At 66.3% G+C, this 21,317-nt stretch carries 22 protein-coding genes; 13 read left to right on the plus strand and 9 right to left on the minus strand.

The genetic code is table 11. The features are described from left to right. Positions 1 to 52 precede the first annotated feature (52 nt). From nuoH to nuoN, 6 genes are read left to right on the plus strand one after another with little or no spacing between them, the layout of a single operon-like run. Entirely contained in the window at positions 53 to 1,813 is a 1,761-nt protein-coding gene (nuoH, locus tag GPX89_RS35615; RefSeq protein WP_407939530.1) for an NADH-quinone oxidoreductase subunit NuoH, read from the plus strand. A 14-nt stretch (positions 1,814 to 1,827) separates the two neighbouring features. After that, positions 1,828 to 2,670 carry an NADH-quinone oxidoreductase subunit J gene (locus GPX89_RS35620; RefSeq protein WP_157392173.1) on the plus strand — a complete coding sequence of 281 codons (843 nt, stop codon included), beginning with the start codon at positions 1,828 to 1,830 and terminating at the stop codon, positions 2,668 to 2,670. Continuing rightward, positions 2,667 to 2,966, plus strand: a complete 300-nt coding sequence (gene nuoK / locus GPX89_RS35625) for an NADH-quinone oxidoreductase subunit NuoK (RefSeq protein ID WP_040808323.1) — start codon at positions 2,667 to 2,669, stop codon at positions 2,964 to 2,966. The genes GPX89_RS35620 and nuoK overlap by 4 nt, the downstream gene beginning before the upstream one ends. Before the next feature lie 19 nt (positions 2,967 to 2,985). Beyond that, positions 2,986 to 4,857, plus strand: coding sequence for an NADH-quinone oxidoreductase subunit L (nuoL, locus tag GPX89_RS35630; protein ID WP_198347756.1), 1,872 nt, complete (start codon positions 2,986 to 2,988; stop codon positions 4,855 to 4,857). Then, positions 4,854 to 6,470 (plus strand): NADH-quinone oxidoreductase subunit M, encoded by a 1,617-nt coding sequence (locus tag GPX89_RS35635; RefSeq protein WP_157392115.1) that lies wholly within the window; start codon positions 4,854 to 4,856, stop codon positions 6,468 to 6,470. The genes nuoL and GPX89_RS35635 overlap by 4 nt, the downstream gene beginning before the upstream one ends. Then, positions 6,467 to 8,092 carry an NADH-quinone oxidoreductase subunit NuoN gene (gene nuoN / locus GPX89_RS35640; RefSeq protein ID WP_157392116.1) on the plus strand — a complete coding sequence of 542 codons (1,626 nt, stop codon included), beginning with the start codon at positions 6,467 to 6,469 and terminating at the stop codon, positions 8,090 to 8,092. The genes GPX89_RS35635 and nuoN overlap by 4 nt, the downstream gene beginning before the upstream one ends. A 64-nt stretch (positions 8,093 to 8,156) precedes the next feature. Here the strand turns inward: nuoN and GPX89_RS35645 are convergent, their stop codons facing one another. Both GPX89_RS35645 and GPX89_RS35650 read right to left on the minus strand, forming a co-directional pair. Then, positions 8,157 to 8,954 (minus strand): class I SAM-dependent methyltransferase, encoded by a 798-nt coding sequence (locus GPX89_RS35645; RefSeq protein ID WP_157392117.1) that lies wholly within the window; start codon positions 8,952 to 8,954, stop codon positions 8,157 to 8,159. A gap of 39 nt (positions 8,955 to 8,993) precedes the next feature. Further along, the gene (locus GPX89_RS35650; RefSeq protein WP_157392118.1) at positions 8,994 to 9,821 is read right to left on the minus strand and encodes a carboxymuconolactone decarboxylase family protein; all 828 of its coding nucleotides are present in this window, start codon (positions 9,819 to 9,821) and stop codon (positions 8,994 to 8,996) included. Positions 9,822 to 10,007: 186 nt separating this feature from the next. Between GPX89_RS35650 and GPX89_RS35655 the strand changes: the two genes are divergently transcribed. Continuing rightward, a complete protein-coding gene (locus GPX89_RS35655; protein WP_198347749.1) occupies positions 10,008 to 10,718 on the plus strand; it encodes a hypothetical protein in 711 nt (236 codons plus the stop codon). 27 nt (positions 10,719 to 10,745) lie between these two features. On the opposite strand, the gene GPX89_RS35660 is transcribed toward GPX89_RS35655, so the two are convergent. Continuing rightward, complete coding sequence (locus tag GPX89_RS35660; RefSeq protein WP_328602677.1) at positions 10,746 to 11,474, minus strand: VIT1/CCC1 transporter family protein; 729 nt, start codon at positions 11,472 to 11,474, stop codon at positions 10,746 to 10,748. Between the two features lie 235 nt (positions 11,475 to 11,709). On the opposite strand from GPX89_RS35660, the gene GPX89_RS35665 reads away from it, so the two are divergent. Beyond that, positions 11,710 to 12,033, plus strand: coding sequence for a hypothetical protein (locus GPX89_RS35665; RefSeq protein WP_157392119.1), 324 nt, complete (start codon positions 11,710 to 11,712; stop codon positions 12,031 to 12,033). 4 nt (positions 12,034 to 12,037) lie between these two features. On the opposite strand, the gene GPX89_RS35670 is transcribed toward GPX89_RS35665, so the two are convergent. From GPX89_RS35670 to GPX89_RS35690, 5 genes are all read right to left on the minus strand, one after another. Continuing rightward, positions 12,038 to 12,373, minus strand: a complete 336-nt coding sequence (locus tag GPX89_RS35670; protein WP_157392120.1) for a hypothetical protein — start codon at positions 12,371 to 12,373, stop codon at positions 12,038 to 12,040. 111 nt (positions 12,374 to 12,484) lie between these two features. Next, a complete protein-coding gene (locus GPX89_RS35675) occupies positions 12,485 to 13,306 on the minus strand; it encodes an alpha/beta fold hydrolase (protein WP_157392121.1) in 822 nt (273 codons plus the stop codon). 90 nt (positions 13,307 to 13,396) lie between these two features. After that, entirely contained in the window at positions 13,397 to 13,945 is a 549-nt protein-coding gene (locus GPX89_RS35680; RefSeq protein WP_157392122.1) for a carboxymuconolactone decarboxylase family protein, read from the minus strand. Between the two features lie 83 nt (positions 13,946 to 14,028). Further along, positions 14,029 to 14,628 carry an MmyB family transcriptional regulator gene (locus GPX89_RS35685; protein WP_157392123.1) on the minus strand — a complete coding sequence of 200 codons (600 nt, stop codon included), beginning with the start codon at positions 14,626 to 14,628 and terminating at the stop codon, positions 14,029 to 14,031. A 355-nt stretch (positions 14,629 to 14,983) separates the two neighbouring features. After that, a complete protein-coding gene (locus GPX89_RS35690) occupies positions 14,984 to 15,532 on the minus strand; it encodes a hypothetical protein (RefSeq protein ID WP_235948827.1) in 549 nt (182 codons plus the stop codon). 146 nt (positions 15,533 to 15,678) lie between these two features. On the opposite strand from GPX89_RS35690, the gene GPX89_RS35695 reads away from it, so the two are divergent. The 5 genes from GPX89_RS35695 to GPX89_RS35715 all read left to right on the plus strand — a co-directional run bounded on the left by GPX89_RS35695 (position 15,679) and on the right by GPX89_RS35715 (position 20,330). Next, positions 15,679 to 17,016, plus strand: coding sequence for a helix-turn-helix transcriptional regulator (locus tag GPX89_RS35695; protein ID WP_157392124.1), 1,338 nt, complete (start codon positions 15,679 to 15,681; stop codon positions 17,014 to 17,016). Continuing rightward, entirely contained in the window at positions 17,013 to 17,900 is an 888-nt protein-coding gene (locus GPX89_RS35700) for a phosphotransferase enzyme family protein (protein ID WP_157392125.1), read from the plus strand. The genes GPX89_RS35695 and GPX89_RS35700 overlap by 4 nt, the downstream gene beginning before the upstream one ends. 297 nt (positions 17,901 to 18,197) lie before the next feature. Next, positions 18,198 to 19,073 carry a class I SAM-dependent methyltransferase gene (locus tag GPX89_RS35705; RefSeq protein ID WP_198347750.1) on the plus strand — a complete coding sequence of 292 codons (876 nt, stop codon included), beginning with the start codon at positions 18,198 to 18,200 and terminating at the stop codon, positions 19,071 to 19,073. Positions 19,074 to 19,158: 85 nt separating this feature from the next. Further along, positions 19,159 to 19,545, plus strand: coding sequence for a BlaI/MecI/CopY family transcriptional regulator (locus GPX89_RS35710; protein ID WP_157392126.1), 387 nt, complete (start codon positions 19,159 to 19,161; stop codon positions 19,543 to 19,545). Between the two features lie 80 nt (positions 19,546 to 19,625). Continuing rightward, positions 19,626 to 20,330 carry a M56 family metallopeptidase gene (locus tag GPX89_RS35715; protein WP_268893425.1) on the plus strand — a complete coding sequence of 235 codons (705 nt, stop codon included), beginning with the start codon at positions 19,626 to 19,628 and terminating at the stop codon, positions 20,328 to 20,330. Here the strand turns inward: GPX89_RS35715 and GPX89_RS35720 are convergent. Beyond that, positions 20,262 to 21,173 (minus strand): hypothetical protein, encoded by a 912-nt coding sequence (locus GPX89_RS35720; protein WP_157392128.1) that lies wholly within the window; start codon positions 21,171 to 21,173, stop codon positions 20,262 to 20,264. The genes GPX89_RS35715 and GPX89_RS35720 overlap by 69 nt on opposite strands. Positions 21,174 to 21,317: the final 144 nt, after the last annotated feature.

A 21,317-nucleotide genomic window follows, 5' to 3' on the forward strand; every position in this document is an offset into this window, starting at 1 on the left:
CTCCGTGGTGACGCACGCTGCCGCCTCCGGGGCTGACGCGAACCCCCTGAGCATGTTCGGCCACGACCCGTGGTGGCTGGTACTGGTGAAATCCCTCGGCATCTTCGTGTTCCTGCTGCTCACCCCGATGATCGCGGTGTACGCGGAACGAAAGATCGTGGCGTTCATGCAGATGCGCGTCGGACCCAACCGGGTCGGGCCGCGCGGCAGCCTGCAGTCCATCGCCGACGGGGTGAAGATGCTCCTCAAAGAGGACATCATCCCCGCCATCGTGGACAAGCCCATCTTCATTCTCGCCCCGGTCATTTCGCTCATCCCGGCCGTGATGGCGTTCGCGGTCATCCCGTTCGGGCCCGAGGTCACCATGTTCGGGCACCGCACACCGCTGCAGCTGACCGATATGCCGGTCGGGGTGCTCTACATCCTGGCCATGGCCTCGGTCGGCGTGTACGGCATCGTGCTGGCGGGCTGGGCATCCGGTTCCACCTACCCGCTGCTGGGCGGACTGCGCTCCACCGCGCAGGTCATCTCCTATGAGATCGCCATGGCGCTGTGCTTCGCGGCGGTGTTCCTGCTCTCGGGCACCATGGCCACCTCCGGAATCGTCAAGGCGCAGTACGGAACCTGGTATGTGTTCCTGCTGCTCCCGTCGTTCCTGATCTACGCGGTGTCGATGGTCGGTGAGACCAACCGCGCACCCTTCGACCTGCCCGAGGCCGAGGGCGAGCTGGTCGGCGGCTTCCACACCGAATACTCCTCGCTCAAGTTCGCCATGTTCATGATGGCCGAGTACATCAACATGGCGACGGTGTCCGCGCTGGCCAGCACCCTGTTCTTCGGCGGCTGGCACGCACCGTTCCCGATCAGCCTGTGGGCGGGCGCGAACTCGGGCTGGTGGCCCATGCTGTGGTTCACCGCCAAGGTGTGGACGTTCCTGTTCGTGTTCATCTGGCTGCGCGGCACCCTGCCGCGCCTGCGCTACGACCAGTTCATGAACCTGGGCTGGAAGCTGCTCATCCCGGTGTCGCTGGCGTGGGTGATGTTCGTGGCCACCCTGAAGGTGCTGCAGGACAACGGAACCCACATCCAGACCGCGGGCATGGTGATCGGCGGGCTCGTGGTCGCCGCCGTGCTGATCGGGCTGGTACTGCGCGCCGGGCACGCCGGTGACGACCGCTCCCATGCCTCACCGGACCCCGACTCCACCCGCGCCTACTCCGAGTTCCCGGTGCCGCCGATGCCCGCCGAACCGATGGCGGCCCCGGCCAAACCCGGTCTGCTCGAACCACTCGGCGGGTTCGTCGTCACCGCCTCCACCATGTTCAAGAAACCCAACACCGAGCTGTATCCGGAGGTGAAGACCCCGACCGCGCCGCGCTACCACGGCCGCCACCAGCTCAACCGGCACCCCGACGGCCTCGAGAAGTGCATCGGCTGCGAACTGTGCGCGTGGGCCTGCCCGGCCGACGCCATCTACGTCGAAGGCGCCGACAACACCGAGGACGAACGCTTCTCCCCCGGAGAGCGATACGGGCGCGTCTACCAGATCAACTACCTGCGCTGCATCGGCTGCGGCCTGTGCATCGAGGCCTGCCCGACCCGGGCGCTGACCATGACCAACGAATACGAGCTCGCCGACGACAACCGCGCCGACCTCATCTACGAGAAGCAGGACCTGCTCGCACCGATGCAGCCGGGCATGGTGCCCGCGCCGCACGCCATGTACCCCGGCGCGGACGAAGGCTCCTACTACCGCGGTGAAGTCCCCGGTGCGGCAAGCGAACTCGCCGCAGCGGAAGGGGTGCAGCAGTGATCGACACGATCGCGATGAGCGACATGGCACAACCCGCCCAGCAGATCGTCACCCACACCTCCACCGGCGAGGCCGTCCAGTTCTGGATCCTCGCCGTGGTCGCGGTCCTCGGCGCGCTCGGCATGGTCTGCGCGCGCAAGGCCGTGCACTCGGCCCTGTGCCTGGCCGCCACCATGATCACGCTGTCGGCGTTCTACATCGCCCAGAGCGCACTGTTTCTGGGCATCGTGCAGATCGTCGTCTACACCGGCGCGGTCATGATGCTGTTCCTGTTCGTGATCATGCTCGTCGGCGTCGACTCCGCCGAATCGCTCAAGGAGACCCTGCGCGGGCAGCGGCTGGCGGTCATCGTGGTGGGCATCGGCTTCGGCATGCTGCTCATCGGCGGCATCGCACGCGGGGTCACCGGCACCAGCGTCGCCGAGACCGGGCCCGGTCTCGGCGGGCAGTACACGGTCAACGCGCTGGCCGAGCTGATCTTCGTGCGCTACGTGTGGGCCTTCGAGCTGACCGGCTCGCTGCTCATCACCGCCACCATCGGCGCGATGGTGCTCGCCCACCGCGAAAAGTTCGGGCCGCCCACCGATCAGCGCACGCTGTCGAAGGAACGCTTCCGCAACGGCAGCCGGGTCACGCCGCTGCCGACGCCGGGCGTGTACGCCCGCCACAACGCCGTCGACGCACCCGCACGGCTGCCCGACGGCTCCTTCGAGGAGCTGTCGGTCTCCACCATCCTGCGCCACCGCCGCAACCGCGCCCACACCGAAGCCGTGGTGCTGACCGTCGGCAACGGCACCAGCGAGAACGGCGAGAGCGGCACGGACAGCGACGACTCCCACGAGGAAGGTTTGCGGTGAACCCGGACAACTATCTGTATCTCTCGGCCCTGCTGTTCACGATCGGCGCGGCCGGAGTCTTGGTGCGGCGCAACGCCATCGTGGTGTTCATGTGCATCGAGCTCATGCTCAACGCCGTCAACCTGGCCTTCGTCACCTTCGCCCGCGTGCACGGCAACCTCGACGGGCAGGTGTTCGCGTTCTTCACCATGGTCGTGGCCGCCGCCGAGGTCGTGGTCGGGCTGGCCATCATCATGAGCATCTTCCGCGCCCGCCGCTCGACCTCGGTCGACGACGCCAACCTGCTGCGGTACTGACATGGATACCGCACAGATGATGCTGTGGCTGCTGCCGGCGCTCCCGCTCGCCGGCGCCGTGTTCCTGCTGCTGCTGGGCAAGGCCGGCGACAGGTGGGGACACATGGTCGGAACCCTCATGGCGCTGGCCTCCTTCGGGGTCGCGGCATGGGCCTTCAGTGACATGCTCGACCGTTCCAACGCGCAACGGGCCGTGCACTACAGCCTGTTCGAATGGGTGCCGGTCGCCGGGCTGAAGGTGGACTTCGCGCTGCAACTCGATCAGCTGTCGATGTGCTTCGCGCTGCTGATCACCGGTGTCGGGTCGCTGATCCACCTCTACTCCATCGGCTACATGGCCCACGATCCGGGACGGCGGCGATTCTTCGCCTACCTCAACCTGTTCCTGGCCGCCATGCTCGCCCTCGTGCTCGCCGGGAACTACCTGGTGCTGTACCTGGGCTGGGAAGGCGTCGGTTTGGCGTCCTACCTGCTGATCGGGTTCTGGTACGAGAAGCCCTCCGCGGCCACCGCGGCCAAGAAGGCGTTCGTGGTCAACCGGGTCGGCGACATGGGATTGGCCATCGCGCTCATGGTCATGTTCGCGACCTTCGGGTCCGTCGACTACGGCACCGTGTTCGGCGCCGCCGGGCACGCGAGCACCGCGACCCTCACCGCCATCGGGCTTCTGCTGCTGCTGGGGGCCTGCGGTAAATCCGCGCAGGTGCCGCTGCAGTCCTGGCTCGGGGACGCGATGGAAGGCCCGACCCCGGTGTCGGCGCTCATCCACGCCGCCACCATGGTCACCGCCGGTGTCTACCTGATCGCCCGCTCCAACCCGATCTTCGACCTCGCCCCCGGCGCACAGGCCGCCGTCATGGCCGTCGGTGCGGTCACCTTGCTGTTCGGTGCGATCATCGGCTGCGCCAAGGACGACATCAAAAAGGCCCTCGCCGCCTCGACCATGAGCCAGATCGGCTACATGATCCTCGCGGCCGGGCTCGGCCCCGTCGGCTACGCCGCGGCCATCATGCACCTGCTGACCCACGGCTTCTTCAAGGCCGGACTGTTCCTGGGCGCGGGCTCGGTCATGCACGCCATGAACGACGAAACCGACATGCGCCGCTACGGCGGGCTGCGCAAGCTGCTGCCCATCACCTACGCCACCTTCGGGCTCGGATACCTTGCCATCCTGGGTGTTCCGCCGTTCGCGGGCTTCTGGTCCAAGGACCGCATCATCGAGGCGGCCTTCACCCACGGCGGGTTCGGCGGCATCATCACCGGCATCGCGGCCCTGTGCGGCGCGGGCATCACCGCCTTCTACATGACCCGGGTCATGATCTTCACCTTCTTCGGCGAACGCCGCTGGAACGAAGGCACCCACCCGCACGAGGCGCCCGCCTCCATGACCGGGCCGATGATCCTGCTGGCGTTCGGATCGGTGTTCTCCGGCATGCTGTTCGCCTACGGGTCCGCGCTCACCAACTGGCTGGCCCCGGTCGTCGGCTCCCACCACGGCGAGCCGTTCATCCCGGCCTGGGCGATCACCTTCTTCGCCCTCGCGGTGGTCGCGGCCGGCATCTGGGTCGCCTACGACCAGTACGCGTCCAGCCCGATCCCCGAAACCGCCCCGGCCGCCACACCGCTCGTGGAAGCCGCACGCCGTGACCTCTACGGCGACGCCGCCAACGAAGCCGCGTTCATGCGGCCCGGCCAGCACCTGACCCGATCGCTGGTCTTCGTCGACAACCGCGGCATCGACGGCCTGGTCAACACCACCGCCGCGATCATCGGCGGCCTGTCGGCCCGAATCCGGCGCGTGCAAACCGGTTTCGTGCGCTCCTACGCCCTGTCCATGTTCACCGGCGCGGCCCTGGTGGTCGCCGCCCTGCTGGCGGTGAGGTTGCTTTGAGCGAATTCCCTTGGCTCACCACACTGTGGGCGGTGCCCATGGTCGGTGCGGCACTGTGTCTGCTGTTCCCGGCGGGCTGGCGCACCGGGGTGCGCAGTTTCGCGCTGCTGGTGTCGGCGGGCACCCTCGGCATCGGAATCTGGCTGGCCACCCAGTTCGAAACCGGTGGCGCGCAATACCAGTTCGTCGAGAAACGCGAATGGATCCCGGCCTTCGGAGCCGGATACACCCTCGGCATGGACGGCATCGCCCTGGTCCTGGTGCTGCTGACCGCGGGACTGGTGCCGCTGCTGCTGATCGCCGGATGGCAGGACGAGCGCGAGGTGGGCAGCGGCCCCCGCGTCGCCCACATCTACGTGGCGCTCACCCTGGTCGTGGAGTCCATGGTGCTGATCTCGTTCACCGCGTTGGACATTCTGCTGTTCTACGTGTTCTTCGAGGTCATGCTCATCCCGATGTACTTCCTCATCGGCGGCTTCGGACCCCGCGGCGCGGACCTGGCCGCACGCCAGCAGCGCTCGCGGGCCGCGGTGAAGTTCCTGCTGTACAACCTGTTCGGCGGGCTCATCATGCTGGCCGCGGTCATCGGGCTCTACGTCATCACCTCCCGTGACAAGCTGGGCAGCAACGGCGGCGGCACCTTCGACTTCCGTACCGTCATGGAGGCCGCCAACTCCGGCCACCTCGGCGCGGCACCGGCCGTGCTCAACGCGCTGTTCCTCGGATTCCTGTTCGCGTTCGCGGTCAAAGCCCCGCTGTGGCCGCTGCACACCTGGCTGCCCGACGCCGCGGTATCGGCCACACCGGCCAGCGCGGTGCTCATGATGGCCGTCGTCGACAAGGTCGGAACCTTCGGCATGCTGCGCTACTGCCTGCTGCTGTTCCCCTCCGCCACATCGACCTACGCGCCGTTGATCAGCGTGCTCGCGGTGATCGGGATCATCTACGGGGCACTGCTGGCCATCGGGCAGACCGACGTGATGCGGCTGATCGCCTACACCTCGATCTCGCACTTCGGGTTCATCATCCTCGGCATCTTCGCCCTCACCACCCAGGGCGGCACCGGGGCGACGCTGTACATGGTCAACCACGGCATCTCCACCGCGGCGCTGTTCCTCATCGCCGGATTCCTGGTCTCGCGCCGCGGATCCCGGCTCATCGCCGAGTTCGGCGGAGTGCAGAAGGTCGCGCCGATCCTGGCGGGCACCTTCCTCATCTCCGGCCTGGCCACCCTCTCACTGCCCGGGCTCGCGCCGTTCATCAGCGAATTCCTGGTCCTGATCGGCACTTTCACCCGCTACCCGGTGGCCGCGATCTTCGCGTCCTCGGCGCTGGTGCTCGCGGCACTCTACGTGCTGTGGATGTACCAGCGGATGATGACCGGCCCGGTGAAGAAGGGCAACGAACGGCTCTACGACCTGCTGCCGCGCGAAATGGTCGTCGTGGTCCCGCTGCTGGTGGCGCTGCTGTTCCTGGGCGCCTACCCCAAACCGGCGCTGGACCGCATCGATCCGGCCGTCGCCCGCACCCTCACCACCATCGGACAGCACAACCCGGCCCCGGCCGTCGAGCCGGAAGCCGCCCAGACGACCACGGGAGGTGCCCACAAATGAGTGGAGCTCTGCTGCTCGCCGCGGCGACAGTCCCGGCGCCCAGCATCGAATACCGGGACCTGTCACCGATGCTGATCGTGTTCGGTGTCGCCGTCGCGGGCGTGCTCGTGGAAGCGTTCGCGCCCCGGCGATTGCGGTACGCAACCCACCTCGTGCTGGGTTTGGGCGGGCTGGCCGTCGCGTTGGGCGCGGTGATCGGGCTGCGCGACGTGCGCGAAACCGCCGTGGTGGGAGCCGTTGCCATCGACGGGGTTTCGCTGTTCCTGCAAGGCACCATCCTGGTCATGGGCATCCTCGGGCTGCTGTTCATCGCCGAACGCCGCGCCGACCGGATGCCGGTGCGCCGCGAAGGCCCCGGCACCTGGAGCCTGACCGCCTCGCGCGGCGGCGTGGACGCCTTCACCCCGCAGGCCGCCTCGACACCGGGCAGCTCGGACGAAATCGCGGCCACCAAAGCCGGAGTCGCGACCACCGAGGTCTTCCCGCTCACCCTGTTCGCGCTGGCCGGGCTCATGCTGTTCCCCGCCTCGAACGATCTGCTGACCATGTTCGTGGCGCTGGAAGTGCTGTCGCTGCCGCTGTATCTGCTGTGCGGGCTGGCCCGGCGACGCCGGCTGCTCTCGCAGGAGGCGGCGCTGAAATACTTCCTGCTCGGCGCGTTCTCCTCGGCCTTCTTCCTCTACGGGATGGCGCTGCTCTACGGCTACGCCGGAACCGTACGGCTGCAAGGCATCGCCGAAGCGGTCACCCGCGACGCCGGGAACTCCCACATCCTGGCCATCCTCGGGGTCGCCATGCTGGCGGTCGGGCTGCTCTTCAAGATCGGCGCGGTGCCGTTCCAGTCCTGGATCCCCGACGTCTACCAGGGCGCACCCACCCCGATCACCGCGTTCATGGCCGCCGCCACCAAGATCGCGGCAGTCGGTGCGCTGTTGCGCGTGCTGTATGTCGCGGTGCCCGAACTGCGCAACGACTGGCGTCCGGTGCTCGCGGCCGTCGCCATCGCCACCATGGTCGTCGGCGCGATCCTGGCCGTCACCCAGACCGACATGAAGCGCATGCTCGCCTATTCCTCTGTCGCGCACGCCGGTTTCATCCTGACCGCGCTGGTCGCGGCCACCACCGCGGGCATCTCCTCGACGCTGTTCTATCTCGCCGTCTACGGTCTGGGCACCATCGGCGCCTTCGCCGTGGTCAGCCTGGTGCGCGACGAGAACGGTGACGAGGCGACGGCGCTGTCCGCCTGGGCGGGCATGGGCCGGCGGTCGCCCTGGCTGGCGAGCATCTTCTCGCTGTTCCTGCTGTCCTTCGCCGGTATCCCGCTCACCAGCGGCTTCATCGCCAAATTCGGTGTGTTCGCCGCGGCCACCGGCGGCGACGCGGCCACCCTGGTGATCGTCGGTGTCATCTCCAGCGCCATCGCGGCGTTCTTCTACATCCGCGTGATCGTCCTGATGTTCTTCACCGACCCTCCGACCACCCCGGCCACCCCGACCACCGTCGTCTACCCCACCCTGACCAGCACGGTCATCGCCGTCACCGCCGCGGCCACCCTGGTCCTGGGCATCTTCCCCCAGCCGCTGCTGGACCTGGCGAAGAACGCCTCCGACTTCACCCACTGACACTCGGACGATGTTGGGCCCGCTGCGCATGCGCAGCGGGCCCAACACGTTTCACCGACTGCGATCATGCACCCTCGGCATTTCCGGGTCGCCGCCCCCACACGGTGACGAAGGCATCGGGGCTGTCGAAGAAACCGGGCTCATCGAGCAGGGCCACCCCCGCCGCGAGCTCGTCCTGTGAGACCAGCCCGAGCTCGACCATCCGCGGCCCGACCTGAGCGAAGAACACCCGCCAGAACCGATCCGCCGGACCCTCGCAGCCCACCACATTCGTCTGGATCGACATCCCGACATCGACGAATCCGGCCTCGACGACCGTGCGCGCCAACCGCTGCCGGCCCCACAACGGGTCCCCGCCGTGCGCGGCCATGAGCGCCCAGAACGCGTCCATCAGCCGCCGCCACCCCGGAGACGTCGACGACGACGCGGTGAACCCCGACGGATCCGTCGCCACCAGCCACCTGCCCGGCCGCAACCACGACAGACACCGCGACACCACCTCCACCCGCTCGGGCAGATGCATCAGCATCGCCCGGGTGTGGATCAGATCGAACGCGCCGGCCTCGAATTCGCCGGTGCGGGCATCGAATTCGCGCACCTCGAGATTGGCTCCGCGCTCGAGGAACCGGGTGTCGATGTCCGCGGCCACCACACGACCGACCGGACACAACCTCGCCAGCTGATGGGAAACCGCGCCCGCGCCCGCCCCGAGATCCAAACAGTGCCAATCCGGTTGAATCCCCGTCCGTTTCAGGACCGGTCCGGTCACGGGCTCGAGATAGTCCTCGAGCAGCCGAAGTCGCTGGAGTTCGGTCGGCATATCGTGGCTCAGAGCACTCGTGCTGTAGCTTTTCACGACCATGCTCGCCAGTATGCGACCCGGTCACCGTTCCCGGACTCTCTACTCGGAATCGGCCTCCGCGTCCCGGGCGGCGAAAACCTCACGCGCGGCGGCGATTCCGTTCAACGCGGCCGGGAAACCCGCGTATCCGGCCATCTGGGTGATGGCTTCGACCGCTTCGGTGCGGGTGCCGCCGACATTGAGGAAACCGTGCAGGTGGACGCGGAGTTGGGGCGCGGCGGTGCCCATGGCGGTGCAGGCCGCGATGGTGATCAGTTCGCGGGTGGCCAGGTCCAGGACCGGGCGGGAGTAGACGTCGGCGAAGGCGAACTCGATGATGTAGCGGGCCATATCGGGAGCGATGTCGGCCAGGGACGCCACGACCTGATGTCCGGCCTCACCGTCGATGCGGTTGAGGGCGTCGAGGCCGCGGTCGTAGCGCTGGGCCAGAGTCTCCTCAGGGGACATCTCCGCGAGCACGATCGGGTTTTCCGCGTCGGGGCGATCGGCGAATGCGGCCTTGGCGACGGTCAATCCGTTGAGCGCGGCGGGAATGCCCGCGTAGACGCTCATGTGAATGATGGTCTCCACGATTTCGGCGGGCGTGACACCGACATTCAACGCGCCGTCGATGTGGAAGCGAAGTTGCGGGGCGGCCGTGCCCAGCGCGGTCAGGGCGCCGACGTTGATCAGCTGGCGTTGAGGAAGGGTGAGGCCCGGGCGGGAGTAGATGTCGCCGTAACCGAACTCGACGGTCAAACGGGCCAGGTCCGGGGCGATGTCGGCCAACCCGTCCACGAACCTCTCCGCTGCCGGGCCGCCGACGGTTCGCAGCAGCTCGAAGCCGCGGTCGAAACGGGTGGTGGAAACGGTCGAGGTCTCGGTCATGACGAATTCGCTTTCTCGATGGACGGTCGTGAACCAGCGTCGTCGACATCGCTGACCCGTACCAGTGTCTGCATTGCCGAGGTCGCCGCAACCGGGGGTCCAGCAAACCCCCGCCGCGCTGAAGATCATCTGAAGCCGGGCGGCGCCGCGGGCTCCCACGGGCACGCGTGGGTATGTTCGGGTGCTGTGAATGGACAGTTGGGGCGACGATCACTGTTGGGATTGGGTTCGGCGGTGGCGCTGAGCGCGGCACTGACCGCGTGCGGCAAGGACAAGAAACACGACAAGCCGAACACGGCGACCAGCCCGGCCGCGCCGCCGCCGGCCACCGGGTCGCTGCCCGACACCGTGATGATCATCCGGCACGCGGAGAAACCGACGGGCTCGGGAAAGCCCTACGGCCTCACCGAGGACGGCGAGCAGGACGTCGAATCGCTGACCGTGCGGGGCTGGACCCGGGCGGGCGCGCTGGTGGAGCTGTTCGATCCCCGCAACCCCGACGGTTCACCGGCCGCACTGCGCCCCGGGCTGCTCAGGCCCGCAACGATTTTCGCCTCCGACCCCGGCGCCCACGGCAGCAAGCGCCCCGAGCAGACCGTGACCCCGCTCGCGGCCGCACTGAATGTGAAGATCGATCAGCGCTTCCCGAAGGGGCAGGAGGCGCAGCTGGTGTCGGCGCTGGCGGGCGCGGCCGGGCCCGTGCTGATCAGCTGGCAGCACGAGAACATCGTAGCGATCCTCGCCCAGCTCAACGGAATCGCTCCCGCGCCGCCGAAATCGTGGCCCGACGAGCGCTTCGACATCGTCTACGTCTTCACCCGCAACGGCACCGGATGGACGTTCACCCAGATCCCGCAGCTGCTGCTCGCTGGCGACTCACCCACACCCCTCGCCTGAGACCTGCTCGGCGCCAGCGTGTTTCGCTCAGAGAGCGACGCCGACCAGGTGTCCGATGAGATAGGTGGTGATCATCGCGAGCGCACCGCCCGCGAGCACCCGCAGCGTCGCCCGGGCCACCGGCGCCTGCCCCAGGCGCGCACCGACCGCACCGGTCAACGCCAGCGCGGCCAGCACCGCGGCCATGGTCAACGGCACCCGAATGGCGTGCGGTGTCAGGATCGCCAGCAACGGCAGCAGCGCGCCCACGGTGAACGACAGCGCCGAGGAGAAGGCCGCGTGCGTCGGGTTGGTCAGCTCGTCGGGGTCGATACCGAGCTCGGCTTCGGCGTGCGCGGTGAACGCGTCACGCGCGGTGAGCTCCTCCGCGACGGCCTGAGCCGTGGCCGCCGACAACCCCTTCGCGCGGTAGATCGCCGCCAGCTCGGCCAACTCGGCCTCGGGCTGCTCGGCCAATTCGCGGCGCTCGGTCTCGAGCAGCGCGCGTTCGCTGTCGCGCTGGGTGCTCACCGACACGTACTCGCCCAAGGCCATCGACACCGCGCCCGCGGCGAGTCCGGCCACGCCGGCGGTCAGGATGGCCGTGCTGTTGCTGGTGGCCGCCGCGACACCCACCACGATGCCCGCCACGGAGACGATTCCGTCGTTGGCTCCCAAGACACCGGCACGCAGCCAGTTCAGCCGCGTCGCCAAGCCCAGCGCATGTGGTTCGGCCGGATGCGCGAGCGCCACCGACCCTTCGAAATCGTCCCTCACCAGGGGAACGGTAATGCTTCACAGCATTTACCGCCAGCAAACTGAGGCTCACCGAAATTAGGTAACCCATTGCATACCAACCATTTTCGGGCCCCATCGGGACGCCGTGAGCTGAGACACTGCAGTCGCGACACGTTTGCGACACGTAGTTTCTCGGCGGATCACCCCATGGACGCGGCCGGTTCGCCGTAGCGTTGACATCGGCGCGAGACGGATCAGTCAAGAGAGTAGCGAGATGCGGCCACAACCGGCAGCGATCGGATTTCTGCGGCACGATGTGTCAGGGGCACAGCAACAGTGGGACGAGGCTCAGATCCAGCATCTGGCCCGCCGACTCGGCTATGACCTGTGCAAGACACTGGTCTTCGGACCCGAGACCGATCGACCGATCATGCGGGTGCGCACCCTGCTCTCACGACTCGAGGCCGACGCCGTCATCATTCCCAGCCTCGCGCATTTCGGCGGCCGCATTCCCGACGACCTGGTCCAGGTCGCCGACATCATTACCGTCAGCCCCGAAAACACCTACGCGCGCTGGGGGATTCCGCCCGTCGAGTGACCGGTCAGGCGGGCGCGCACTGCGCCGCGGCGCCGTTGACCTCACCCGGCAGCCAGGATTCGCCCGTGGCCATGCCGCCGTTGTCCTTGCAATGCACGGTGTAATTGTCGGTGCGCCGGGCGATATCGAATGCTCCGGTGATCAATCCCATCGCCGGTGCGCCACCGCCCGCCGAAACACAATTGCCGGTGCCGACGCCGTGGCCGTCCACGATTTGCACCTGATCACACACATACCGTTGCGTGTCGGCCGCCGTCGCCGGTGCGATCGCCGCCGTGCCCGCGACCATCGCGAGCCAGACCACCCCGATACCCATCCCCCGGATCCTGCGAATACTCATGTCCCCACACCTCCGAACTCACTGATTGGTGTGTGACACCCAGCCTATTCCCGGCAAACGCCGACGGCCATGCCTCGATTCGAAGAAAGGGCACGGCCGCCGGCGCGGAACCTAGTCGAGGATTTCGCGCAGGCGCTTGGCGAAAGCGTCGGGCTGTTCCATGAAACCGCCGTGGCCGCCGGGAAACAGGGTCGGCTCGATACCCAATTCGCGGCCGAGCGCGCGGGAGGTGCGGTCGCAGAACTTGTCTCCGGATTCGTCGCCGATGCCGATGATGATTCTCGTGGGGGTGGCTCGCAAGGCCTCGAGGGAGGGCTGCCACCCCGAGGTCGTGCGCAGTTCGTGGCGGTAGAAGAAATCGTCGGATTCGATCGACCGCGGGTCGCGCTCACCACCGAATACCTGCTGGAGCACTTCCTCCGGCATGTCCAGGCCGGTCATGGCGAAGAACTTGCGGATCGCGCCGAGTGTGTCGCCGGTGTCGTAGACGGCGACGATCTCCTCGGTCTGCGCGCGGATCTCGTCGCGATCGTCGAGCAGTTCGCGCAACGGCGGTTCATGGGCGATCAGGGTGGGGACCAGGTCGGGGCGGGCGATGGCCAGCGCCAGGCCGGTGATCGCGCCGCCGCTGGAACCGAGCACCGTGGCCGGGCCCAGACCGACATGGGTGATGACCCGGGCCAGGTCGTCGGCGCGCAGCTCCGGAGTCGAATCCCGGTCCAGGTCATGGACAATGCTGCGTCCGTGCCCGCGCGGATCGCTGCACAGGACGGTGTGGTCGGCGGCGAGCAGTTCGGCCAGCGGTGCGAAGGGACCCGAATCCATCGGGGCGCCGATCAGGGCGAGGAGGGGGCCGCTGCCCCGGACTTCGTAGTAGATGGTGCCGTCCGGTACCGCGAGGGTTCCGGAGGTGACGGGTGCGGTCGAGGTCATGGTTGCTCCCAACTGATAGCGGACACCACTTATGACGGTACGACCGCACCGAATTCATCGCCGCGAGAACCGAACTGCGGTGTCAGAACCTCAGGCCCGGCGCGGTTCGGGCAGTGCGCAGGCCATGCCCTCGGCCATGCCGGTCGGGCGCACGCCCAGCGCCTGGTTCAGCCGCGCGCGCTGGTTCTCCCAGGCGATGGTGGCGGCCAGTTCGGCCAGCTGGGACTTGCTGATCCGGGTGAGCAGCCGGGTGCGCAGTTCCTCGAGCTCGAGGGTGGTCGGGGTGAGGGTCATGGCCTCGGCGTAGGCGAGGACGAGTTTCTCGAGATCGTTGTAGGCGTCACTGTCCTGGTATTTCGGCAGGTCGGCGACCTGCGCCTCGGTGATGCCGGAGTAGTGCGCGAGGGTGGAGCCGATGTCGAGGCAGAACTCGCAGTTGACCAGGGCCGCTGTCTTCAACTCGGCCAGTTCCTTCAGATGCGGATCCAGCCGATTCGACAACATCAGCATCGATTCCTGGAACAGGGTGCTCAGCAGCAACAGCGGCCGGCGGATGAGCCAGCCGAACAGATCGGTGTGATTGCGGCGGGCGCGGCGCATCGCCCGGATGTAGTTCCAGATTCGTGTGATCGCTCGCATGCGTTGTCTCCCCTTCGCTTTCGCGGACCAGTCCATCCTAGGATCAAAACGACGCTGCGTAGTAGAAGTTTCGCGAATCGGCGCTAACGATCGATCGCGTCCGAACGCCGCGCCGGGGCGTCGGCATTCCACGAACACAGAATGCGCAATGCCTCCTGATCGGGCGAGCCCGCGGGCGCGGTATAGGTCACCAAGGTCTGATCCTGCGCCGTGAGCACCTGCAGCACTTGCCAATCCAGCTCCAGCTCCCCCACCACCGGATGCCGGATCCGCTTGCGCCCACCGGCCAGCGTGCGCACCCCGTGCCCGGCCCACCACCGCCGAAAGTCGGCGTCGCGCACCGACAATTCCCCGACCAGCTGCCTCAACCGCGGATCGCCCGGGGTGCGCGCGGCCGCCATCCGCAGCCGATCGACAGCCTCGGCGCCGACCTGCTCCCAGTGCACGAACAGCCCACGCATCCGAGGCTCCAGGAACACCATGCGCACCAACGCCCGCTCGGCCACCGGAATCTCGGCGAAGTCCAGAAACAGCGCGGCCGCCCCGTCGTTCCAGGCCAGAATGTCGGTCCGCGGCCCCAACACCACCGCCGGCGCGGAGATCGCCGCGAGCAGATCCCGAAGCGCCGCACCGACTTCCGGCGCCTCGTGCGTCCCTCGCCGCGGACGCGCCTGCACCAGCATCCGCAAATACTCGTGCTCTTATGGGTCGTCGCCGACGCCCCACCCCACAGCGACCACGACCGCCACGCACGACAGCGCCAATGCAGCGAACTCGACCAGCGCGGACACGACAACCCCGGGTCTGAATTTCCTTTATCGGTGTGAATGAGGGATTGGCCCCAATCCGTCTCCGATGGACTGGGACCCATCCCCTGTGGGATGCGGAAACCCCCGGCGCGGTTGCGGTTGGCCGAGGGTTCATCGCGAAATGCGTTGCAGAACAACGCCATCGGCTTGTCCTGAATTACACGTCGATCAACCACCCCCTTTCGGGTCCCGAGCATCGGGATGGCTTTCAGGGGCCGGTCCGCCGCGCCTACGCGCCATCCGCTCGAGCGGGCGGGAGATCTCGAAGCGGCGGCATCATGCGCCGGGCGTAGGTCTCTTCCGGGGTCACGGTGATCACGTCGACTTGGGCCACCAGCGTCCCGGGTATCTCCCCGCCCTCGAAGTGCTCGGGGCTGGGGACTATGACTGCTTCCGCGTCCAACCGCGTTGCCTGCGCCTTCAACCGGGCCAACGGAGGCCGCCCGAAACGGGGATCATAGATCACCATGTCGGCGAAGTCATAGCCCAAACGTGTTGCGAGCTTACGGATTTGAGTCTGATCCCAGAGTTGAGTCACCCCGGAAATATCAGTCCGGAGATAGCCCAAACACGTTGGCTTGTAACGCATTACAGCCCCTCTGTCGTCATGTCCGTCGAGTGCGTAGAAGTCTTGGAACTGGAGATAGAACCCGCCATAGTCCTCGGCATCGCCTCCGCCGGCCTGGAGTTCGAACACGCCGCCGGGGAACTGGAACAACCGTGTACGTGGCCGGGGTTCCTTCGCCTGGTCCGGCGGATCGTGAGGCTGGTCAGCCACAGTTTCCCCCTGGTCGACTGAGTGCGAGCCGCGCGGTTCGCGGTGCGTTCACAACGAGCAAACCCCGGCATTGGCAAGGCAAGAAAGATGGCAAGTCGCTACGAAAGTGGACTTGCCATACCCGTGCGGTAGACCAGAATGAAGCCATGACCAGGGGTGAGGGTGGCCCGACGATCGAACCCGATCAGCGACCGCCAACGGTTGCTGATCAACTGGCACGTGAGGTCAAACGCCTTCGGAAAGAAGCGGACATATCTCAGCGTGTGCTGGCGTCGATGATCGGTTACTCGCGCCAGTACGTCACCATGACGGAGTGGGAAGACTCCAATCTCCCTTCTCCCGAGGTCATTGCCGCAATCGACAATGCGCTAGAGGCCAACGGTGCGCTTGTCGCCCTTCGTGCCCAGGCGGACGGCGATCGGCAGGCGAGGCGGCGTACTGCCGCAACTTCGCCCGCCACCACGGATGAGCCCGGCAAGTCGCTCACTGCCAATGTGTTCAGCCCGTTCAACCTCGAGTCCGTGCCTGCCGAGTACGCACCTGAGCTGGGGTATGCCGGAGCTGTGGCGTGGTCCGACGTCGAGCAGGTGAAAGAAGCCACTCGTCGTGCAGCGACCGCGGAGAACCTTCACGGCGGTGGATCTGCCAATACTGCTGCCAGTCAACAGCTTTACGCGTTCGCGCCGCTCGTGCGAAGAAGGACCGCGCCCGACACGCGCCGGGCATTGTTCGAAGCGGTCGGCAATCTGAGCGGTGTCGCAGCCTTTGCTGCCTTCGATATCGCCGACTTTGCCACCGCAGACCAGCACTCCCGATTCGCTCTCTGGTGCGCAGACGCCGCCGGATCGTGGGAACTACGAGCGAGCACGCTCGCCGACATGGCCCGAATGACGGCCTACACCAGCGGCGCGGATAACGCCCTGTCGCTCATCGAACTCGCCCAAGTTCGCTCCGACCGACTCTCAGCCACCACCCGCGCCATGCTCAGCACGCTACGCGCACAGTTCCTTGCCGCACTCGGGCGCACTGACGAAACGCTGGCCGAGGTCGCGCGTTCAGATGACTATTTCGCCGACAGCACGCCCGGCGAAGACCCGCCCTGGATGTGCTACTACGACGAAGCTGAGCACTTGGGTAGCACCGGCAAGGCACTGATCCCGGTCGCGCTGGCGCGAAACCAAATGGAGCTGGCCGCGCCACGGATCGGCCAAGCCATCCGACGACAGGGCCAAAGCTACCCCCGGTCACGAACATTCTCGCTCACCCGATTGGCCACGCTGACCATGCGCATAGGCGACCCCAAGGAAGCGGCCAAGCTTGGAATGCAAGCCGCTATCCAAGCGAAAACCCTTCACTCCCAACGTATTCGCGATGAATTGCAGGTGCTGTCTCGCGCGTCGATCAAACACCTCGCCATACCCGAGGTCAACGGACTGTACAGCGCCCTTACCGACGACACTGAGATGTCGGAGATGCCTAAATGAACCAGTCCAGCCAGCAGGCCGCCGAGGTGCTGACGCGGGCGGCGAAACTCAGCAACGTTGATGTCCAGGGTGCGGTGACCGTCCGCGACGGCTCACACGCGATCTTCGAGTTGCCTAACGGCATCGTGGCGCGGATCGGCAAGCCGTACAGCTATCGGACAGCGCAGCGAGAGCTGCATATCTCGCAGTGGCTCAACAGAAATGGGATCGCGACCGTCGAAGCGGTGAACTCGATCCCACAACCGACGCTCGTGGACGAACGGCCCGTCACCTGGTGGACCCTGATCCCGGATCACCGGCCGTCCACACCCGAAGAACTGGGCACGATGCTCCGCCAATTGCACGCATTGACACCCCCGACTGAGTTCCCGCTGCCAAGCTATGCGCCATTCGACGGCGTCCGAGAACACATCGAGTCCGCAACCACTATCACCGAAGACGACCGCTCTTGGCTGCTGGAGCAGTATGCGCGTCTGCACCACCTGTACGCCGCCCTCGACGAACCATCGCAGCCCTGTGTCATCCACGGCGACGCCTGGCAAGGGAATCTCGTGGTACCGCCCTCCGGTGAGCCCATAGTGCTCGACCTCGACAAAGTATCTGTGGGTTGGCGTGAATGGGATCTCGTTCAACTGGCGGTCGACTACACCGACTTCCAGCGAATCACCAACGATCAATATCGAGGCTTCGTTGACGCCTACGGCGGCTATGACGTGACCCGTTGGCCGGGCTATCGAGTACTCGCCGACATTCAAGAGTTCCGATGGGTCGCTTTCGCGCTTAGCCGATCGAACACTCGGCAAGCAGCCGCCGCCGAAGCCGAGCACCGTATCGCGTGCCTCCGCGGACTGGTACCGAAGCCCTGGACCTGGCGAGCGCTCTGAGCGTCGTTTGCAGCACGCTGATAGACCCCGTTGTCAGGCCAGCATGTGGCCCCCAGGGGTCGCTTGGAATCAGCGCAGCCCCGGGCCGAGTGCACGCTCATGCCGATGAGCGAGCACCTGATGGAGCTCGAATCGTCGCCTGCGACCGATCAATGCGCAACCGGGACCGGTGCGTGTTGGAACGAAAGTGATTGCCACGCAATGCAAGCCGATGTTGCACTGGATAAGCGAAGCTTGATCTACTATCGTCTAATAGTAGTTGCTATCTGGCGATCGTAGTTGTTGAAAGGATCAGGCATGAGAGCGAATCCGGCACCTTCTCCGGCCGCGCCCAGCGTGGGCGACCGGTTCTCCCTGGAAGGTTGGGCTGGCGTGGAGGGTCTGCATTGGGTCGAGCAAGGCGAGCGTTACTCCCGTATGCATGGCGGACTCACTGCGCGCATTGTCGAGGCGGCGGCGATCGAGGCTGGTGCTGTGGTCGTGGATATCGGTTGCGGCGCAGGGGATACGACCTACGCTGCCGCGGCGGCCGGCGCCGGAAGGGTGGTCGGCGTCGATGTGTCCGCCCCGCTCCTGGCTGAAGCGGAACGGCGACGGACGGGTCGCGAAGCGGGTGAGGTGACGTTCATCCGAGCCGACGCGCAGACTTACGGATTCGCCGCAGGTAGCTTCGATGCAGCGATCAGCCGTTTCGGACTGATGTTCTTCTCCGATCCGCGGATTGCCTTCGCGAACATTGCCACGGCGCTGCGCCCGGGCGGTCGGCTGGTGTTCAGTAGCTGGCAGTCCCCGCAGCGCAACGAGTACTTCACGCTGCCGTTGAGTGTGCTGGCGGCCAGGGTTCCGCTGCCGAACCAGAAAGCTGATGGACCCGGCGGATTCTCACTCGCCGATCCCGATCGCATCCGGGACTTGCTGAGCGGCGCGGGATTCGATCAGATCACCATCACCTCGGTCGAGGACACCCCATGGATTGCCCGTGATGTCGACGACGCCGTGTCATACCTGCGATCGACAACGCTCGCGCGTTCAGTGCTGCCCACTCTCGACGATGAGGCCAACCATGCGCTCGACAACGAGCTGCGAATGGCGCTGGCGCCCAAACAAACCGCCGACGGATTGCGGCTGGGCACCGCGACTTGGTTGGTGGAGGCCCGCTACTCCGCGCCGTAGATAGCGCCGTCTGACGTGTAGCGAGCGCAGCTACCTCAGCCAATCAGCCTCTACTATCAAGGGGTAGTAACGGAAATGAGGTGGAATGACCGACACACTCGATCGAGCGGTCGCGGCTTTGGGGCCGCTCGAGGGGCGAATCATGCGGCTGGTTTGGACCAGCTGTGTCGCCGACGAGTTCGTGGTGCGCGATATCGCCGCACTCGTACCGGAGTTGGCTTACACCACGGTCATGACCACATTGCGTCGACTCGCCGACAAGGGCCTGCTGCACGCGGAAGCGCGAATCGGACGCCGAGCGCACACCTATCGCGCGGCGGGGACAGCGGCCGACTATCTGGTGGCCGCCAGTCGACGCGAAGCCAATGAAGTCGTCGCACGTTACGGCGACGCAGCACTGGCGGCGTTCGCGGCCCAGCTCGGCGAGCTGACCGAGGAACAGCGTCGCCGATTGCGTGAGCTGGGTTCATGATTTCTCGGCGCTTCGACTGGCGGATCCAACTAATCGTCCTGGCCGTCCTGAGCGGGATTCGATTGACCTGGCAGCGACCGATGTCGGTGTGCATGGGTATGACGCTGCCCGAATGCCTCGCTCTCGCCGCCGTGATCGTCGTACTCGCCGGGCTGACGCTGGCCGTTGCTCGTGGGCTGTGGCTGGCCCGAAGCAGTCGCCGCGCGGTACGCGCCCTCGTGCCTGCTCCGATCCCGAGAACGTTGCGCGCGGCGATTGAACGTACGGGAGTGAGCTCGACCGTGTGCTTGTCGGATCCTCAGGCGTCGGCCTTTTGCGCAGGTCTGCTGCGACCCCGAATTCGGGTCACCACCGGACTGGTCGAGCGTCTGTCAGCTACAGAGCTCGATGCGGTCCTGCTGCATGAAGCAGAACACGCCCGCCGTCGAGATCCGCTGCGCCGCCTGGTGTTCCGGTCGCTGGCCGATGCCGGTTTCCTGGTGCCGCTGCTGGCTTGGTGGGCCGCACGCGAACACGAACAGTCCGAACTGCGGGCCGATCGGGCCGCTATCGACGTGGTCGGTGTCCGCCCGATCGCCGCTGCGCTACTTGCGTTGGACTCACCTGTATCCACCACCGGCGCAACAAGTTTCGAAGGTGTAGCCACGGCGCGAGTAGCGCAATTGCTGGGCGAGAGTCTCGCGGCGCAACCTCCCTCGCTGCCGATATGTGTGCTGTCATTTACCAACCTCGCGATTCTGGTGAGCCTGGTCATGTGTATCGGAGCGGTCGCCGGATTCCGGTAGCTGATCGCCGATACCTGCGTGAGCGACTCGAGTGAGGTCGACTACGCGCACCTCGGGCCAACGCACTATTCTGCCGCATCCCGCGCGGTCCACCGCGGCTAGTGCGACCCATCCGCCCGGGCAGTGGCGAGGTGTTGCCGGTAGCCACAAGACACCTTCGATGTGCCTGTCCGGGATCTTGAATTCGTCGGTCAGCTGTATGCGACGTCGTCGGTCCATGAACTCCAACACGCTCGAACGACCGCCCTGTATCGCGTCAACTTCGAACTCGCTCAGGAAGTTTCGCTGCTCTGCGCTGAAGAGCGTCGGCCACTTCTCATGGGCTGTGCGCGCTTGCGAAACTGCGGCGAGCATGTCACCAATCCCTGTCACACAGGTCAATCCGGGTAGCAGGTCAAAACCTCGTTCCCATCGGTTCCCCGGCGCTGTGACCTGCTCCAGCCTTTGCTCGAAGTAGCGCGGACTCTCGAACAACTTGACGTGGTGAACATCAGCGATCCAGTCCCGCACCAGTTCGGGCGCATGCTCGTCGAAAACGTCGAGTAGTCGAGGGTACGGCCGCCTCGGCTCACGGATCCGGAACGTCTGCTGGGTCGTTCCGACATCGCCGATCGGCGCCACATGGTGAAGGAAGACTCCCGCGAAGAGATGCATCCGGCCAGCCGAGGAGGTCGTCTCGTATCCGTAGCGCTCCAGCACCCACTTCACAGGCGTATGCACGATCCGCGTCGTGCCCCGTCGCCCGATCACCATCCACTCGCTGCCCAAGAGCTCCGCTGCGGCCGTCGCGACCTCATGCCAACGTTCCCCACGCCCCGACAGGTGCTCCCATTGCACAGCCACCGATCTGCGCCTTCCCGCCTCGCCAACTGGCCTGATAGATGCCGTAGATCTTGCCGGACTGGTTCATGCACAACGCCGAGCGACGCGATCCAACCCCTACGCCGCGAACGCACAACTTTGCCGCATAGCGGGGTTCGGCCAGGG

Origin of the sequence: Nocardia terrae (assembly GCF_009760405.1) — a bacterium.
In the GTDB taxonomy this organism is placed as follows: Bacteria; Actinomycetota; Actinomycetes; order Mycobacteriales; family Mycobacteriaceae; genus Nocardia; species Nocardia terrae.

Bases quoted from the DNA above. Each gene is read 5' to 3' on its own strand.
- GPX89_RS35710 (WP_157392126.1), top strand. From the start codon at position 19,159: ATGACCGACACACTCGATCGAGCGGTCGCGGCTTTGGGGCCGCTCGAG.
- GPX89_RS35695 (WP_157392124.1), top strand. From the start codon at position 15,679: ATGACCAGGGGTGAGGGTGGCCCGACGATCGAACCCGATCAGCGACCG.
- GPX89_RS35650 (WP_157392118.1), bottom strand. From the start codon at position 9,821: ATGACCGAGACCTCGACCGTTTCCACCACCCGTTTCGACCGCGGCTTC.
- GPX89_RS35670 (WP_157392120.1), bottom strand. From the start codon at position 12,373: ATGAGTATTCGCAGGATCCGGGGGATGGGTATCGGGGTGGTCTGGCTC.
- GPX89_RS35700 (WP_157392125.1), top strand. From the start codon at position 17,013: ATGAACCAGTCCAGCCAGCAGGCCGCCGAGGTGCTGACGCGGGCGGCG.
- GPX89_RS35705 (WP_198347750.1), top strand. From the start codon at position 18,198: ATGAGAGCGAATCCGGCACCTTCTCCGGCCGCGCCCAGCGTGGGCGAC.
- GPX89_RS35675 (WP_157392121.1), bottom strand. From the start codon at position 13,306: ATGACCTCGACCGCACCCGTCACCTCCGGAACCCTCGCGGTACCGGAC.
- GPX89_RS35620 (WP_157392173.1), top strand. From the start codon at position 1,828: ATGAGCGACATGGCACAACCCGCCCAGCAGATCGTCACCCACACCTCC.
- nuoL (WP_198347756.1), top strand. From the start codon at position 2,986: ATGCTGTGGCTGCTGCCGGCGCTCCCGCTCGCCGGCGCCGTGTTCCTG.
- GPX89_RS35715 (WP_268893425.1), top strand. From the start codon at position 19,626: ATGTCGGTGTGCATGGGTATGACGCTGCCCGAATGCCTCGCTCTCGCC.
- nuoN (WP_157392116.1), top strand. From the start codon at position 6,467: ATGAGTGGAGCTCTGCTGCTCGCCGCGGCGACAGTCCCGGCGCCCAGC.
- GPX89_RS35645 (WP_157392117.1), bottom strand. From the start codon at position 8,954: ATGGTCGTGAAAAGCTACAGCACGAGTGCTCTGAGCCACGATATGCCG.
- GPX89_RS35680 (WP_157392122.1), bottom strand. From the start codon at position 13,945: ATGCGAGCGATCACACGAATCTGGAACTACATCCGGGCGATGCGCCGC.
- GPX89_RS35685 (WP_157392123.1), bottom strand. From the start codon at position 14,628: ATGCTGGTGCAGGCGCGTCCGCGGCGAGGGACGCACGAGGCGCCGGAA.
- GPX89_RS35665 (WP_157392119.1), top strand. From the start codon at position 11,710: ATGCGGCCACAACCGGCAGCGATCGGATTTCTGCGGCACGATGTGTCA.
- nuoH (WP_407939530.1), top strand. From the start codon at position 53: ATGTTCGGCCACGACCCGTGGTGGCTGGTACTGGTGAAATCCCTCGGC.